The sequence below is a fragment of the Streptomyces glaucescens genome, assembly GCF_002154375.1.
Lineage (GTDB): Bacteria > Actinomycetota > Actinomycetes > Streptomycetales > Streptomycetaceae > Streptomyces > Streptomyces glaucescens.
The window spans coordinates 1-15,650 of sequence record NZ_MUND01000141.1 but is presented as its reverse complement, the minus strand read 5'-3'; the positions used below and the strand labels follow the sequence as shown (position 1 = coordinate 15,650).

The 15,650-nt window shown below is 71.9% G+C and carries 15 protein-coding genes and 1 tRNA gene; 7 read left to right on the top strand and 9 right to left on the bottom strand.

The features are described from left to right. The coding region (locus CCN42_RS44305) for a MerR family transcriptional regulator (protein ID WP_479688072.1) at positions 1 to 392 on the top strand (392 nt) is incomplete at its 5' end. Positions 393 to 407: 15 nt separating this feature from the next. Here CCN42_RS44305 and CCN42_RS10535 read toward each other — a convergent pair. Further along, positions 408 to 1,211, bottom strand: coding sequence for an exodeoxyribonuclease III (locus tag CCN42_RS10535; RefSeq protein ID WP_169731435.1), 804 nt, complete (start codon positions 1,209 to 1,211; stop codon positions 408 to 410). 68 nt (positions 1,212 to 1,279) lie between these two features. Between CCN42_RS10535 and CCN42_RS10530 the strand changes: the two genes are divergently transcribed. Beyond that, a complete protein-coding gene (locus tag CCN42_RS10530) occupies positions 1,280 to 1,756 on the top strand; it encodes a GNAT family N-acetyltransferase (RefSeq protein ID WP_086734830.1) in 477 nt (158 codons plus the stop codon). 91 nt (positions 1,757 to 1,847) lie between these two features. Here CCN42_RS10530 and CCN42_RS10525 read toward each other — a convergent pair. From CCN42_RS10525 to galU, 7 genes are all read right to left on the bottom strand, one after another. After that, positions 1,848 to 1,921 (bottom strand) — tRNA-Ala (locus CCN42_RS10525). Between the two features lie 73 nt (positions 1,922 to 1,994). Next, a complete protein-coding gene (sepX, locus tag CCN42_RS10520) occupies positions 1,995 to 3,200 on the bottom strand; it encodes a divisome protein SepX/GlpR (protein WP_086734828.1) in 1,206 nt (401 codons plus the stop codon). Positions 3,201 to 3,371: 171 nt separating this feature from the next. Then, complete coding sequence (locus tag CCN42_RS10515) at positions 3,372 to 3,965, bottom strand: GNAT family N-acetyltransferase (RefSeq protein ID WP_086734826.1); 594 nt, start codon at positions 3,963 to 3,965, stop codon at positions 3,372 to 3,374. A 26-nt stretch (positions 3,966 to 3,991) separates the two neighbouring features. Further along, positions 3,992 to 4,519 (bottom strand): MogA/MoaB family molybdenum cofactor biosynthesis protein, encoded by a 528-nt coding sequence (locus CCN42_RS10510; RefSeq protein WP_086169434.1) that lies wholly within the window; start codon positions 4,517 to 4,519, stop codon positions 3,992 to 3,994. Continuing rightward, complete coding sequence (gene moaC, locus CCN42_RS10505) at positions 4,504 to 4,983, bottom strand: cyclic pyranopterin monophosphate synthase MoaC (protein WP_086734824.1); 480 nt, start codon at positions 4,981 to 4,983, stop codon at positions 4,504 to 4,506. Before moaC ends, CCN42_RS10510 begins: the two co-directional genes overlap by 16 nt. Positions 4,984 to 5,066: 83 nt before the next feature. Next, positions 5,067 to 6,389 carry a molybdotransferase-like divisome protein Glp gene (glp, locus tag CCN42_RS10500; protein ID WP_086734822.1) on the bottom strand — a complete coding sequence of 441 codons (1,323 nt, stop codon included), beginning with the start codon at positions 6,387 to 6,389 and terminating at the stop codon, positions 5,067 to 5,069. A gap of 5 nt (positions 6,390 to 6,394) precedes the next feature. After that, positions 6,395 to 7,297, bottom strand: a complete 903-nt coding sequence (gene galU, locus CCN42_RS10495) for a UTP--glucose-1-phosphate uridylyltransferase GalU (RefSeq protein WP_086734836.1) — start codon at positions 7,295 to 7,297, stop codon at positions 6,395 to 6,397. Between the two features lie 156 nt (positions 7,298 to 7,453). On the opposite strand from galU, the gene CCN42_RS10490 reads away from it, so the two are divergent. After that, positions 7,454 to 8,014 carry a 5-formyltetrahydrofolate cyclo-ligase gene (locus CCN42_RS10490; RefSeq protein ID WP_422641153.1) on the top strand — a complete coding sequence of 187 codons (561 nt, stop codon included), beginning with the start codon at positions 7,454 to 7,456 and terminating at the stop codon, positions 8,012 to 8,014. 55 nt (positions 8,015 to 8,069) lie between these two features. Here the strand turns inward: CCN42_RS10490 and CCN42_RS10485 are convergent, their stop codons facing one another. Beyond that, positions 8,070 to 10,877, bottom strand: coding sequence for a penicillin acylase family protein (locus CCN42_RS10485; protein WP_086734817.1), 2,808 nt, complete (start codon positions 10,875 to 10,877; stop codon positions 8,070 to 8,072). Positions 10,878 to 11,119: 242 nt separating this feature from the next. Here CCN42_RS10485 and CCN42_RS10480 point away from each other — a divergent pair, with 242 nt between their 5' ends. The 4 genes from CCN42_RS10480 (at position 11,120) to CCN42_RS10465 (ending at position 15,579) form a co-directional block, all read left to right on the top strand. Then, entirely contained in the window at positions 11,120 to 12,652 is a 1,533-nt protein-coding gene (locus CCN42_RS10480; RefSeq protein WP_211294671.1) for a potassium/proton antiporter, read from the top strand. Between the two features lie 258 nt (positions 12,653 to 12,910). Continuing rightward, complete coding sequence (locus tag CCN42_RS10475) at positions 12,911 to 14,203, top strand: MFS transporter (RefSeq protein ID WP_086734814.1); 1,293 nt, start codon at positions 12,911 to 12,913, stop codon at positions 14,201 to 14,203. A gap of 67 nt (positions 14,204 to 14,270) precedes the next feature. Further along, positions 14,271 to 14,570 (top strand): FmdB family zinc ribbon protein, encoded by a 300-nt coding sequence (locus CCN42_RS10470; protein WP_086734813.1) that lies wholly within the window; start codon positions 14,271 to 14,273, stop codon positions 14,568 to 14,570. A gap of 157 nt (positions 14,571 to 14,727) precedes the next feature. Continuing rightward, on the top strand, positions 14,728 to 15,579 hold the full coding sequence (locus tag CCN42_RS10465; RefSeq protein WP_086734834.1) for an S-methyl-5'-thioadenosine phosphorylase: 852 nt from the start codon (positions 14,728 to 14,730) through the stop codon (positions 15,577 to 15,579). Positions 15,580 to 15,650: the final 71 nt, after the last annotated feature.

Genomic DNA, 15,650 nt, shown 5'->3' with positions numbered 1-15,650 from the left:
GCGACCTCCTCGGCCTCGGCGCCCCGACCGAGGAGACCCCCGTCCGCCTCACCCCCGAGGAACTCGCCGACCACTTCGCCGGCCAGGCCACCCCGGAGAACCTCGCCGCGGCCATGGACCTCGGCTACCTCGGCACCGACGGCGAGGAGATCGTCCACATCAGCCGCCGCCTGCTGGACGTCTCCTCCACCCTCGTCCGCGAGGGCATCCCGCTGGCCGACGTCCTGGCCGCCGCGAAACGCGTCCGCGAGCACGCCGACGCCCTGGCCGACCTCTTCGCCGGCCTGATCCTCAGCCACGCCCCCGCGGACCGCCTCCACCGCCTGCGCCCCCTGGCCCGCAGCGTGGTCGAAGCGGAACTCTCCCTGGCCCTGGACCGTCGCCTGCGCTAGCCGGGCCGCGGGCGTCTACAGGTCGTACACGACCGTGACGGGCGCGTGGTCCGACCAGCGCTCCGCGTGCGTGGCCGCGCGCTCCACGGACCCCTTGACCGCCCTGCTCGCGAGCCCGGGCGTGGAGACGTGGAGGTCGATCCTCCATCCCGTGTCGTTGTCGAACGCCCGCCCCCGGTACGACCACCAGGTGTACGGCCCCTCGACGTCCGGGTGCAGCGCGCGTACGACGTCGACGTATCCGCCGGCCTCCGGGGCGAGGACCTGGGTCAGCCAGTCGCGCTCCTCCGGCAGGAAACCGGAGCTCTTGGTGTTGCCGCGCCAGTTCCTCAGGTCGGCCCGCTGGTGGGCGATGTTCCAGTCACCGCAGATCAGCACCTCGCGGCCGTCGGCGGCGGCACGCTCGCGCAGCTCCTTGAGGTAGGCGAGGAACTCGCCCATGAACCGCATCTTCTCGTCCTGCCGCTCGGTGCCGACCTCGCCGGACGGGAGGTAGAGGGAGGCGACGGTCACGCCGGGCAGGTCCGCCTCGACGTACCGGCCGCTGCCGTCGAACTCGGCCGAGCCGAAGCCGACGCGCACCCGGTCGGGTTCGCGGCGGGTGTAGAGCGAGACGCCCGCGCGCCCCTTCGCCGCGGCCGGGGCGTGCAGGACGTGCCAGCCTTCCGGCGTGCCCACGTGCCCGGGGAGCTGCTGCGGCTCGGCGCGCACCTCCTGGAGGCACAGCACATCGGCGTCGGTACCGGCCAGCCACTCGACGAAGCCCTTCTTCGCGGCGGCACGCAGCCCGTTCACGTTCACGGAGGTCACAGTCAGCACCCCGGCACGATACCGGCACACTGGACGGAGTCCGGATCCGCCGTCTGCATAGAAGTACGATGCCTCACATGAATATACGCCGCGTGCCCTTCGACCACCCCGACGCCGTCAAGCTCAACGACGAGGTCCAGGCCGAGTACCACGAGCGCTACGGCGACGGCGGCGACGCCACCGTGCTCGCGCCGGAGGACTTCAGGCCGCCGAACGGCGTGTACTTCATCGGGTACGACGAGCTGGGCCGCCCCGTGGCCACCGGCGGCTGGCGCCGCCAGGACAAGAACGACGAGGGCAACGAGGACGGCGACGCCGAGCTGAAGCGGATGTACGTGATCAGGGAGATGCGCGGCCTGGGCCTCGCCCGGCGCATGCTCACCGCCCTGGAGGAGGACGCCCGCGCGGCCGGCCGCACCCGCATGGTCCTGGAGACCGGCACCGAGCAACCGGAGGCCATCGCCCTGTACACCTCCAGCGGCTACGAGCCGTGCGCCAAGTTCGGCTACTACCGCCTCCACGAGTCGAGCCGGTGCTACGCGAAGGCACTGTGAGGGACGCCACCTGAGGGCCCGTCACGGGCCCTCACCGGGGCAGGAAACACGATAGAGCCCCGTCGGTCTCCCGACGGGGCTCTATGCTGCGTGGACCTGAGGGGATTTGAACCCCTGGCCCCCTCGATGCGAACGAGGTGCGCTACCGGACTGCGCCACAGGCCCTTGCAACGAGTGAAACTTTAGCACCCCGATCGGCCTGCTCGGAAATCCGCTCCGGCGGGGCAGCCGGGAGCCCCTACTCGTTGGCCGCGCGGGGCCGGTCCCCGTCCTCGTACTGGTCGAACAGCGGCGTGTGCCCCCGCTCCCGCGCCCGCCGCGCCGAGGCGGCCCGCCGCGCGTCACTGCGTCCGGCACCCTCCGGGCGGTCGCCCTCGCGGTCCGTCTCCCCGTCGCCCGGCTCCTCCGGGGACGGCTCACCGGCCGCCCGGGTCTCCTCCTCGCGCGCGACGGGACTCGACCGCGCCGAGCTCCAGGCGTCCGGCGACCCGAGGTCGACGTCGGCCGTGGCCCGCGGCGCGACCGGGGCGGTCACATAGGTGGGCAGCGGCACCGGGACCGGCTCCCAGCTGTCCCCGTGCCCGGGCCGCCGCTGCCGCTCTCGCTGCTGGTCGACCCACTCGGCGTGGTCGGTCTGCTCGACGAGCGCCCGCCGGTCCGCGGCGAGCGCCGACAGGCCCGGGTCGGTCTCCGGTTCAGGGCCTTCCTCGGGTTCGTCGCTGTCGTCCGGGGCGGACGGCTGCCGGCGCGGCTGGCGCGCCCGCTCCCGCAGCCGCTGCGCGGCGTCCTCCGCGCGGCGGCGGTCCATCTGGTACGTGAAACGGCGGCGCTCCTGGGAGCGCAGATAGGCGATGTACGCGCTGAGCAGCACGGCCGGTACGGCGGGCGCCCACAGGAAGGCGAGGCCGCCGACGGCGGCGACGACCGAGCCCGCGGTGAAGGCGAGGAAGAGCACCACGGTGGTACGCCGACGGCGCGCGAGCACCTTCGAGCGCCGGGCGCGTGCCGCGGCGGCCTCGGCTCCGGGGGCGCTCCGGGCGCTCGGCACCTGCCCCCGCGCGGGTGCGCCACCGGACGCGGACCCGTCAGCGGGCGCGGGTGCCCGTTCGCGTGCCGGTTCCGGCCGCTCGGCGCTCCGCGCCGGCAAGGGCGCCTGGGCCTGCGGGCGGGTCGGGGGCACGGCGAAGGCCCGGACGTCCACCGAGTCGGTGACGGCGTCCGGATCGCTCACGGCGGGCTCCCCCTCGTCGGTGGAGCGCGCCTGCAGGTCCTTGGCGTACCGGCGCTCCATCGCGGCCCGTCCGGACAGCAACCGGATGGCTGTGCTGAAGCGTTCCGTCGGACGGGCCTCGTTCAGCTCGTCCTGCCTACGGAGCCACATCGGCACCAAGTAGGCGGCCCAGGCCCCGACGATGACTGCGTAGATGAGGCCGCTGCTGCTCACGCCTCACACGGTAGAGGGGTTTGCGTGAGGCCATCCGCCAATTGAGCCGGTGTGTCGCACGATCTGGCTGATATTTCGAGCTTTTTTTGCGATCGATGCGATCAGCGGGGAGCCCCGGTCGTGAATTCAATGCCCCGAGTCGGTCGCCGGGGATCAATTTCGAACAGTTATTCAATTACTGCTGCGCGCACGGCTGTGCCGCCACCGGTTCAGCAGCCCGTCGGGCACTTCCTCCGCGGTGAGCGCGAAGACGAGGTGGTCGCGCCAGGCGCCGTCGATGTGGAGATAACGGGGGCGCAGCCCCTCCTCCCGGAATCCGAGTTTCTCCACGACCCGGCGGCTGGGGCCGTTCTCCGGGCGAATGCAGACCTCCACGCGGTGCAGTCCCACCGTGCGGAAACAGTGGTCCACGACGAGCGCCACGGCCGTCGGCATCACCCCGCGCCCGGCCACCGCCTCGTCCACCCAGTAGCCGATGTGCCCCGAGCACATCGAACCCCAGGTGATCCCGGCGACCGTCAACTGCCCGACCAGCCGCCCCTGGTACTCGATCACGAACGGCAGCATCCGCCCCGCGTTCGCCTCGGTGCGCAGATGGCGGACCATCTGGCGGTAGGTCGGCCGGTGCGTGACCGGCCCGCCCGGCGCGGGCGGCGGAATGGTCGCCTCCCAGGGGCGCAGCCAGTCCCGGTTGCGCCGGTTGACCTCGCGCCAGGCCCGCTGGTCACGCAGCTTTATCGGCCGGAGGACGACATCGTCCTCCACCAGCTCGACGGGCCACGATGCGCTGTTCAGCTCGCACCCCCACCACCGGGCCGGGGGTGGTCACCACCGCGGATCTGGTCGACGGCGTGGATCAGCAGGGGCTCCAGGACGGCCAGGCCGTCGCGCACCCCGCCGGTCGATCCCGGCAGGTTCACGATCAGCGTCCCGCCGGCCACCCCGGCCAGACCCCGGGAGAGCACCGCGGTGGGCACCTTGTCCCGGCCGTACGCCCGGATCGCCTCCGCGATGCCCGGCACCTCCCGGTCGAGCACTGCGCGGGTGGCCTCCGGGGTGCGGTCGGTGGGCGAGATGCCGGTGCCGCCGGTGGTGACGATCACGTCGTACCCGGTCTCCACTCCCGCTCGCAGCGCGGCCTCCACGGGGTCTCCGTCGGGGACGACCTGCGGCCCGTCCACGGTGAACCCGAATCCCTCGAGCCCGTCGGCGATCAGCGGGCCGCCCCTGTCCTCGTAGACGCCCGCGGCGGCCCGGTTGGAGGCGGTGACGACCAGCGCCCGGTACGGCGCGCCGGCGGCGCTCACACCCGGCTCCAGTCGCCCGACTTGCCGCCCGTCTTCTCCTCCACCCGCACGTCCGTGATGACCGCTCCCTTGTCGACCGCCTTGACCATGTCGATCACGGTGAGCGCGGCGACCGAGACCGCGGTGAGCGCCTCCATCTCGACGCCCGTGCGGTCCGTGGTGCGCACCGTCGCGGTGATCTCCACGGCGTCGTCCGCGACCGACAGATCCAGTGTCACACCGGAGAGCGCGAGCGGGTGGCACAGCGGGATCAGGTCGGGGGTGCGCTTGGCCCCCATGATCCCGGCGATCCGCGCGGTGGCGAGGGCGTCGCCCTTGGGGACTCCTTCGCCGCGCAGCAGCTCGACCACACGGGGCGAGACGAGGACGCGTCCGCTGGCGCGGGCGGTGCGGGCGGTCACGTCCTTCTCCGACACGTCGACCATCCGGGCGGCGCCCGCGTCGTCGATGTGCGTCAGTCGGTCCTGCGTACTCATGCTGTGCCGCTCCCGGTCCGGGCCCGGCGCGGTGCGGCGCGCGGGCCTGTTGTGCGCGACACGGTACCGCCAACCCCGGGGGGTCAGCCGAGCAGGACCACCTCGACGTCGGTGCCGGGCGCGACGGACTCCGCGTCCTCGGGGACGACGATCAGCGCGTCGGCGCGCGCGAGGGCCGCGACCAGGTGGGACCCGGCCCCGCCGACCGGGGTCACCGTGCCGTCGGCGTACCGGCCGCGCAGGAACTGTCTGCGGCCCTTCGGCGAGGTCAGCGGCTTGTCCGCGGTCAGGGTGGCGCGGGTGGTGGGCCGGTGCACGTCGGTGAGCCCCATGAGGGTGCGGATCGCGGGGCGGACGAAGAGCTCGAAGGAGACGTACGACGAGACCGGGTTGCCGGGCAGGGCGAGGAGCGGGGTGTGGTCGGGGCCGATGGAGCCGAAGCCCTGCGGCTTGCCTGGCTGCATGGCGAGCTTGCGGAACTCGACGCCGCTGCCCGGCTCGTCCTCGTCGGCGACGTGCGCGAGGGCCTCCTTGACCACGTCGTACGCGCCGACGCTGACGCCGCCCGTGGTGACCATGAGGTCGGCGCGCACCAGCTGGTCCTCGATCGCGGTGCGCAGGGTCTCGGCGTCGTCGGCGACGGCGCCCACCCGGTAGGCGATGGCGCCGGCGTCGCGGGCGGCGGCGGTGAGGGCGAAGCTGTTGGAGTCGTAGATCTGGCCGCCGGCCAGCTCCTCGTCGGGCTGGACCAGTTCGCTGCCGGTGGACATCACCACCACGCGCGGGCGCGGCCGGACCCGGACCGTGCCGCGGCCGATGGCGGCGAGCAGCGCGATCTGCGGTGGGCCGAGGATCGTGCCGGCGTCGAGGGCGCGGTCGCCGGCCTGCACGTCGCTGCCCTTCGCGCGGACGTGCGCGCGTGCCGCGCACGGCCGGTACACCCGCACCTGGCCGCCGGCGGCCTCGGGGGCGAGGCTGCGGGCGCGCATTCCGGCGACCGGGCCCTCTCCGAGGCCGCTGTCGGTCCACTCCACGGGGACCACGGCCTCGGCGCCGGGCGGCAGCGGGGCGCCGGTCATGATGCGGGCGGCCTGGCCGGGCCCCACCTGGAGCAGGCCGGCCTGGCCCGCCGCGACGTCCCCGATCACGTCGAGGACGGCGGGGAACTCCTCGCTCGCGCCCGCGACATCCGCGACCCGCACCGCGTACCCGTCCATGGAGCTGTTGTCGAACGGCGGCAGGGAGACCGGCACCGTGATGTCGTCGACCAGGACGCAGCCCTGGGCGTCGAGCAGGTTCAGCTCGATGGGTTCGAGGGGGCGGACGGTGGCGAGGATGTCCTCCAGGTGTTCGTCCACCGACCACAGGTGGTCCTGGCCGGTGGCGTGGGGCGCGGCGGTGCTCAAGGTGGCTACATCTCCTCGGTGACGTAACTGCGGAGCCAGGTCCGGAACTCCGGTCCCAGGTCTTCACGTTCGCACGCGAGTCTGACAATGGCACGCAGATAGTCGCCGCGGTCGCCGGTGTCGTAGCGGCGGCCCTGGAAGACGACGCCGTGCACCGGGCCGCCGATCTTCTCGTCCTGCGCGAGCTGCTGGAGGGCGTCGGTCAGTTGGATCTCGCCGCCGCGGCCGGGCTCGGTCTTGCGCAGTATGTCGAAGATGTGCGGGTCGAGGACGTACCGGCCGATGATGGCGTAGCTGGACGGGGCGTCGGCCGCGTCGGGCTTCTCCACCAGGCCGTTCACCTTGACGACGTCGCCGTCCGCGGTGGGCTCGACGGCGGCGCAGCCGTAGAGGTGGATCTGCTCGGGTGCGACCTCCATGAGTGCGACGACGCTGCCGCCGCTGCGCTCCTGCACCTCGATCATCCGCCGGAGCAGCGGGTCGCGCGGGTCGATCAGGTCGTCGCCCAGGAGGACGGCGAAGGGCTCGTCGCCGACGTGCGGGGCGGCGCACAGGACGGCGTGGCCGAGGCCCCTGGGGTCGCCCTGGCGGACGTAGTGCATCGTCGCGAGGTCGCTCGACTCCTGCACCTTCGCGAGCCGTTCGGCGTCGCCCTTCTTCTCGAGGGCCGACTCCAGCTCGTAGTTGCGGTCGAAGTGGTCCTCCAGGGGGCGCTTGTTGCGGCCCGTGACCATGAGGACGTCATCGAGACCCGCCGAGACGGCCTCCTCGACCACGTACTGGATCGCCGGCTTGTCAACGACCGGCAGCATCTCCTTGGGAGTGGCCTTGGTGGCCGGCAGGAACCGGGTACCGAGGCCGGCTGCGGGAATGACAGCCTTGCTGATCCTGGGGTGCGACTGAGTCATGCCCGACACCATATCCGGAGCCTTTGTGAGGAATCTGAGGCTCCGGTTCGTTGACGCTCATATGAGCACATTGGCGCAGTACGGGAGTGACGAGTGAGCCACAACGGACCTTCGGCCGAGTCTGACAAGCGTGCGTTGCGCCGGGATCTCATCGCCATGAGGAGCAGGTTGACGGCGGATGACGTGCGGGAATACGAGGCGGCGCTGGCCGAGCGGGCCGGGGAGCTGCCCGAGCTGGCGGGTGCGCGCACGGTGGCGGCCTATGTGTCCGTAGGAAGCGAACCGGGGACGCGCGCGCTGCTCGACGCGCTGCGCGCGCGGGGCGCTCGCGTCCTGCTTCCGGTGCTGCTGCCCGACAACGATCTGGACTGGGGCGAGTACGGCGGACCGGACTCGCTCACCCGGGTCCGACACGGCGGGAAGATGGCTCTCCTGGAGCCCGCCGGCGTCCGCCTCGGCCCCGACGCGGTGACCGCCGCCGACGTGGTGCTGCTGCCGGGACTGGCGGTCGACGCGCGCGGCATGCGGCTGGGCCGCGGCGGCGGATCGTACGACCGCGTCCTGGCCCGTCTGGAGCGCACGGGCGCCCATCCGGCGCTGGTGGTGCTGCTGTACGACACGGAGGTCGTCGAGCGGGTCCCGGCACAGGCGCACGACCGGCCGGTGCACGCGGTGGTCACGCCGTCCGGGGTGCGCCGGTTCTGCGCGCGGAAGTGAAAGGGCCCTCCACGCGCGCGTGGAGGGCCCTTCGGGATGCTGCGCCGTCAGCGGCTCACGGCTTGAGCACGAGCGTGTCCTGCGCGCTCTTGTCGACCGCCTTCTCCGAGAAGGCCCACGGCAGCAGTTCGCCCCTGGCCCACTTGCCCGTCTGGTCGGTGTAGTGGGCGCTGTAGGCGTGCCCGGAGGCGCCGGTGAGGTTGATCCACCGCGACTTGTCGAGGTCGCCGAGGTTGACCACCATCCGCATCGACGGCACCCAGACGACGCCGTAGCCGCCGGCGGCGTTCCAGCCGGTGGCGTTGACCGTGGCCTCGCCGCCGCTGAGCTTCCACGGGCCGCGGTTGAGCGCGTACCGCAGGAAGCCGGGGCCTTCGGTGCCGAGGGTCTGGTTCTTCAGGAACAGGCGGTGCAGCCGGCCCCAGCTCCAGGTGTCGATGTCCTTGCCGAGCTTGGCGGTCAGCTCCCAGCGGGCGTCGATCATGGCCCGCTTGAACAGCTCGTCACGGTTGCGGGCGTCGGGGCGGGTGCCGTTCTCGGGCGTGGTCCACCAGTCGCTGTCCTCGTCCTGCATCAGCCTGCGGACCACCTCGAACCAGCGGTCACCGCCGTCCGGCTGGGCCTGGGCGGCGTCGCGCTGGCCGCATTCGCGCACCCGGCGGTCGTCGTCCACCGGTCCGGTGGTGTCCACCGGCTCGACCAGCAGGCACTGGCCCTTGACGCGCAGCTCCTTGGGCAGCTTGTTGCCGAAGGCGTGCTTGAGGACGTTGCGCCAGACGGCGTTGAAGTAGGCCGCCGCCGCGGAGTCGGCGTCCTGGGTGTAGTCCCAGCCCTCCAGCAGCTTCTGCGCCTCGCGGACGTCCTTGTCGCCGACGTCGATCTTCAGCAGCTGGGGCACCAACAGCTTGGCGATCTCGCTGCTGTTGTCCGTCTGCATGAGGCGCATGTCCTCGGTGGAGATCTTGCCGCCACCCTTGATCTTCGACTCGATCAGGTCGGTGATCCGCTGGCTGCGCGTGCCGTAGCCCCAGTCCGTGGTGAGCGTGTACGGGTAGTCCTCGCCGACCGCGGCCTGGTTGGCGGTGACGATGTAGCCGCGCTGCGGGTTGTACTCGTAGGGCAGCTCGTCCTGGTCGATGTAGCCGGTCCAGCGGTACTTCGAGTCCCAGCCGGGCGCCGGCACGGAGCCGTCGTGGTCCTCCGCGCGCGTGGGGATCCGGCCGGGCAGGGTGTAGCCGATGTTGTCGTCGGTGTCGGCGTAGACGAGGTTCTGCGAGGGCACCTCGAACAGGGCCGCCGCCTTGCGGAAGTCCTCCCAGTCGGCCGCCCTGTCCATCGCGAACACGGCGTCCATGGTGGTGCCCGCCTCCAGCGCGGTCCAGCGCAGGGCGATGCCGTAGCCGTCGCCGCGGTCGGGGGCGGAGGTGTCGACGGTGGCCTTCCTGCCGGCCTTCACCAGCTCGTCGTCGCGGTCGGAGAGCAGGGGGCCGTTGTCGGTCTCCCGGACGACGATCTTCTTGCTGGCCCCGCCGGCGACCTTGATGGTCTCCTCGCGGGTCTTGAAGGGGACCACCTTGCCGTCGAGCAGGTAGCCGTCGCCGGTGAGCTTCTCCAGGTAGAGGTCGGTGACGTCGACACCGGAGTTGGTCAGGCCCCAGGCGATGTCCTTGTTGTGGCCGATGACCACACCGGGCATGCCGGCGAAGGTGTAGCCGGAGACGTCGTACTGGCACTTCTCGGAGACGGTGCGGCAGTGCAGGCCCATCTGGTACCAGACGGACGGCAGCGACGGCGACAGGTGCGGGTCGTTGGCGAGCAGCGGCTTGCCGGTGATGGTGTGCGTGCCGTCGACGACCCACGAGTTGGAGCCGATGCCGTTGCCGTTCACACCCACGGCCGTGGGCAGGCCGTCGAGTATCCGGTAGAGGCCCGACAGCTGGGTCTGCAGGGCGTCCGTGCCCGTGCCGGTGCCCGTTCCCTCCGTGCCGGTCCCCTCGGTGCCGGTCCCCTCCGTGCCGCCGGAGCTGCCGGTGCCGTCGCCGGAGGTGCCATCGCCGGAGGTGCCGTCGCCGTCGCCCTGTTCGAACGTCTGCGTGAGTTCGTCGTACTGGCCCTCCTGGACGATCGCCTTGTTCCGGTCGTACGGGTACGCCGGGTACAGATCGGCGATCTGCTTCGGGCCGAGGCGGCTGGTCATCAGGGCGCGGTCGATCTCGTCCCGCATGTTGCCGCGCAGGTCCCAGGCCATCGCCTTGAGCCAGGAGACGGAGTCGACCGGGGTCCACGCCTGGGGCTCGTAGTCGTTGCTGAAGCCCAGGGCGGCGTACTCCAGGGAGATGTCCTTGCCTTCCTTGCCCTTCAGGTAGGCGTTGACTCCCTTGGCGTAGGCCTGGAGGTACTTCTTGGTGGAGTCCGACAGCTTGGTCTCGTACTCCTGCTTCGCGACCCGCTCCCAGCCGAGGGTGCGCAGGAACTCGTCGTTGTCGATCTGGCTCTTGCCGAACATCTCCGACAGGCGCCCGGCCGTCATGTGGCGGCGGACGTCCATCTCGTAGAACCGGTCCTGCGCCTGGACGTAGCCCTGCGCCATGAACAGGTCCTCGTCGGAGGAGGCGTAGATCTGCGGGATGCCGTGGCCGTCCCGCTTCACCTCGACCGGCCCGGACAGGCCGTCGAGCGTGAGGGAACCCTTGGTCTGCGGGAAGGAGGCGCGGACGGTGCTGACGGTCCAGTACGCCCCGTAGGCGAGGCCGCCGACGATGGCCAGCACCAGCACGAGCACGATCAGCCGGGCTTTGCGCCCCTTCTTCCTGCCGGACTTGCCGGGCTTCTGACCCGTTGAGGCGGTGGTGTTGGGGGGCATCGCTGTCCTTGCTGTCCTAACGCGAGCGGCAGGTCGGGCTGTGACTATGAAAGAGCGCTGGAGCAACCATAGGCGCAGGGCCCACTCCCCCTTGACGCGGAGTCGGGAACCAGCGCGCACGGACGTTCGATCTTGCCTGGCGAACGTCAAGAAATCGTCAAGAGTTAGGTAAGGTAACGAAGTAACCAGTGCGGAGCGGGCCCGACTCCGTGTCGGATTCGTACACGAGTGTCCACGCGCGCGTGGGGCGCGTGAACCAGGGAAGGGAACGGCCACTGACTGTCCACCACCTCAACCAGCTCCTGCTCGTCTGCTCGATCGTCCTGCTCGTCGCCGTCGCGGCCGTCCGGGTCTCGTCGCGCAGCGGGCTCCCCAGCCTGCTCGTGTACCTGGGGATCGGCGTCCTCATGGGCCAGGACGGGATCGGCGACATCCACTTCGACAACGCCGAACTGACCCAGGTCATCGGATACGCGGCCCTCGTCGTGATCCTCGCCGAAGGCGGTCTGGGCACGAAGTGGAAGGAGATCGGGCCGGCCCTGCCGGCCGCCTCCGCGCTGGCGCTGGCGGGAGTGGCGGTGAGCGTGGGGGTCACGGCGCTGGCGGCCCACCATCTGATCGGGCTCGAATGGCGGCAGGCCCTCATCATCGGGGCGGTCGTCTCCTCGACCGACGCGGCGGCCGTCTTCTCGGTGCTGCGGAAAATACCTCTCCCCGCGCGCGTGACGGGCACCCTGGAGGCCGAGTCCGGCTTCAACGACGCCCCGGTCGTCATCCTGGTCGTCGCCTTCTCCACGGCCGGCCCGGTCGAGCACTGGTACGTCCTGCTCGGCGAGATAGCGCTGGAACTGGCCATCGGCGCGGCCATCGGCCTCGCGGTGGGCTGGCTCGGCTCCTGGGGCCTGCGGCACGTGGCGCTGCCCGCCTCCGGCCTCTACCCGATCGCCGTCATGGCCATCGCGGTCGCGGCGTACGCGGCGGGCGCCATCGCGCACGGCAGCGGCTTCCTCGCCGTCTACCTCGCCGCCATGGTGATGGGCAACGCGCGGCTGCCGCACTGGCCCGCCACCCGCGGCTTCGCCGACGGCCTCGGCTGGCTCGCCCAGATCGGCATGTTCGTGCTGCTCGGCCTCCTGGTCACGCCGTCCGAACTGGGCGACGACATCGTGCCCGCGCTCCTCATCGGCCTGGCCCTGACCATGGTGGCGCGACCGCTCAGCGTGGTGCTCTGCCTGACCCCGTTCCGGGTGCCGTGGCAGGAGCAGACCCTCATGTCGTGGGCCGGACTGCGCGGCGCCGTGCCCATCATCCTGGCGACCATCCCGATGGTGAACGGCGTGGAGGGCAGCCGCCGCATCTTCAACATCGTCTTCGTCCTGGTCGTCGTCTACACCCTGGTCCAGGGGCCGACCCTGCCCTGGCTGGCCCGCAAGCTGCGCCTCGGCGGCGACTCCGAGGCCGCCGACCTCGGCATCGAGTCGGCGCCCCTGGAGCGGCTGCGCGGGCACCTGCTGTCCGTGGCGATCCCCGAGGGCTCGAAGATGCACGGCGTCGAGGTGCACGAGCTGCGGCTGCCCGCCGGATCCGCGGTCACCCTCATCGTCCGGGACGGCACGTCGTTCGTGCCGCTCCCCTCGACGGTGCTGCGCCGCGGGGACGAGTTGCTGGTCGTGGCCACGGACCCGGTCCGGGACGCCGCGGAGCGACGGCTGCGCGCGGTGGGCCGGGGCGGCAAGCTGGCCGGCTGGCTGGGCACGAGCGGGAACGGCGACTAGTCCGCGCTTCCCAGGCTGAACCTCGCATGGTGCCCCTTTTCACAGGTGCGACGCGCGTAGATCTGCGTATCATGAAGGCGCACCACACCAGATCGAACCAACTCTGCCTGACGCAGAGCTGGCGCGACCGTATGGCGGCCGGCCTGCTCCCCTCAGTGAGCGCCGGTATCTACCGCAGTTCCGCGCAAGAGGACAGCTCTCGGCGCCGCCCCCCAACCCGCAGGGGCCGCGCTACCAGGCGGCAGAAAGGCACGGGCCGTGGCGTCCGCGGTCACCACCGAGCCGTCGAAGGACACGACGGCGCCCTCCCGCCCGGGTTACGGGCAGCTGCTGCGCACCCGCGGCGCCTGGACGTTCCTGCTCCCCGGCTTCGCGGCGCGCCAGCCGTTCGCCATGCTCACGCTCTCCATCGTGCTGCTGGTGCAGCACACCACCGGCTCCTACGGCGCGGCGGGCGCCGCCGCCGCGGTCACCGGCGTCTCCATGGCGGTCTTCGCGCCCTACAGCGGCCGCCTCGCCGACCGCTTCGGCCAGCGCGCCGTACTGATCCCCGGCGTCCTGGTGCACACGGTCTCCGGCCTCACGCTGACGGCGCTCGCCCTGGCGCACGCCCCCCTGTGGGCGCTGTTCGTGGCGGCCGTCCCCACCGGTGCCTCGGTGCCGCAGGTCGGCCCCATGGTGCGCGCCCGCTGGGGCGTGAAGCTCCAGGGCTCGCCCCTGATGACCACCGCCGCCGCCTTCGAGTCCGTCACGGACGAGCTGACCTTCGTCGTCGGCCCGCTGCTGGCGACGGCCCTGTGCACCGCCGTGGACCCGGCGGCGGGCCTGATCACCGAGGCCGCGCTCACCCTGGTCGGCGGTCTGCTGTTCGCCGCGCAGAAGAGCACCCAGCCGACGGTCACCGCGAGCGGCCACGCGCGCGTGAAGCACGCGTCGGCGCTGCGCATCCCCGGCGTACGGGTCCTGATCGTGGCCTTCCTGGGCATCGGCTCCGTCTTCGGCGGCATGCAGGTGTCACTGGCCGCGTTCACCGAGTCGATCGGCGAGCCCGGGCTGAACGGCGTCCTGTACGGCATCTTCGCCGCCGGCAACATGCTCTCCGGCATCGTCTGCGGTGCCATCGCCTGGAAGGCGGCCCCCCAGCAGCGTCTGGTCGTCGGCTACACGGCGCTCGCGCTGGCCGCCGCCGGACTGTGGGCCGCCCACTCGGTGCTCGTCCTCGCGGCCCTCGGCCTGCTGGTCGGCATGTGCATCGCGCCCGCCCTGATCACCGGTTACACCCTGGTCGAGGACCTGGTCCCGGCCGGGGCCCGCACCGAGGCGTTCACCTGGCTGACCGGCGCGGTCGCGCTCGGCCAGGCGGCGGCCGTCACGGTCGCCGGACAGCTGGAGGACCGCTTCTGGGACGGCGCCGGTTTCCTGGTGCCGCTGGGCGGCACGGTGCTCGCCCTGGCGACCCTGCTGGCGCTGCGTTCGCGGCTCGCGGCGCGGCCCCCCGTCCGGACCGTCGCGCGTGGCGTGGGTCACCGCTCGCCGGTGACAGTGGACTGATCCGCTGGAATACGTCACTATGGACCGTCGTTAGCACTCATTGAGTGAGAGTGCCAGGAGGAAGACAGTGCCGACCTACCAGTACCAGTGCACCGAGTGCGGCGAGGGCCTCGAGGCGGTGCAGAAGTTCACCGACGACGCCCTGACCGAGTGCCCCAGCTGCGGTGGCCGCCTCAAGAAGGTGTTCTCCGCGGTCGGCATCGTCTTCAAGGGCTCCGGCTTCTACCGCAACGACAGCCGCGGCTCCTCGTCGAGCAGCTCGCCGGCGTCGTCGAAGTCGTCGGCCTCCTCGGACTCCAAGCCGTCGAGCTCGTCCTCGGACTCGAAGCCGTCGAGCTCCAGCACGTCGACCGGCACCGCCGCGTAGAGCAGGGCGCACAGCACCGCGTACAACACGGCGCACAGCACCGCTCAGCGCGTCCCACCGCGTCTTCGCGAAGACCCCGCACGTCCCAGGACGGTGGGGTCTTCCGCGTTCCCGGGCCGCTCCCCGAGCGCGGGCCTCGACGGCTAGTGTGCTGGTCATGGCGAACGCAGAGACCGCAAGGGTCGCGGAGATCGGTGTCATCGGCGGGTCCGGCTTCTACTCGTTCCTTGAGGACGTCACCGAGGTGCGGGTGGACACCCCCTACGGGCCGCCCAGCGACTCCCTCTTCCTCGGCGAGATCGCCGGCCGGCGGGTCGCCTTCCTGCCCCGCCACGGCCGGGGACACCATCTGCCACCGCACCGCATCAACTACCGGGCCAACCTCTGGGCGCTGCGCTCCGTCGGGGCGCGTCAGGTCCTCGGCCCGTGCGCCGTGGGCGGCCTGCGGCCCGAATACGGTCCGGGCACGCTGCTCGTCCCCGACCAGCTGGTCGACCGGACGAAGGCACGCGTGACGACGTACTTCGACGGTCTGCCGCTGCCGGACGGCACCGTGCCGAACGTGGTGCACGTGTCACTGGCCGACCCGTACTGCCCCGTCGGCCGGGCGGCGGCCCTGAAGGCGGCGCGCGGCCGGGACTGGGAGCCGGTGGACGGCGGCACGCTGGTCGTCGTGGAGGGGCCGCGGTTCTCGACCCGTGCCGAATCGTTGTGGCACCAGGCGCAGGGCTGGTCGGTGGTGGGCATGACCGGCCACCCCGAGGCGGCGCTCGCCCGCGAGCTGGAACTCTGCTACACCTCGCTCACCCTGGTCACCGACCTCGACGCGGGCGCCGAGACCGGGGAGGGCGTCTCGCACGACGAGGTGCTGCGGGTGTTCGCGGCGAACGTGGACCGGCTGCGGGGCGTGCTGTTCGACGCGGTGGCCGCGCTGCCCGCCGACGGGGAGCGGGACTGCCTGTGCGCGAAGGCGCTGGGCGGGATGGATCCGGGGTTCGAGCTGCCGTAGCAGTCCTCGGCGGCGCCGCGGAAGCGCTGGGCGGAGCTGCGGAAAAGCTCGCGGAGCTGCGGAAGCGCTGG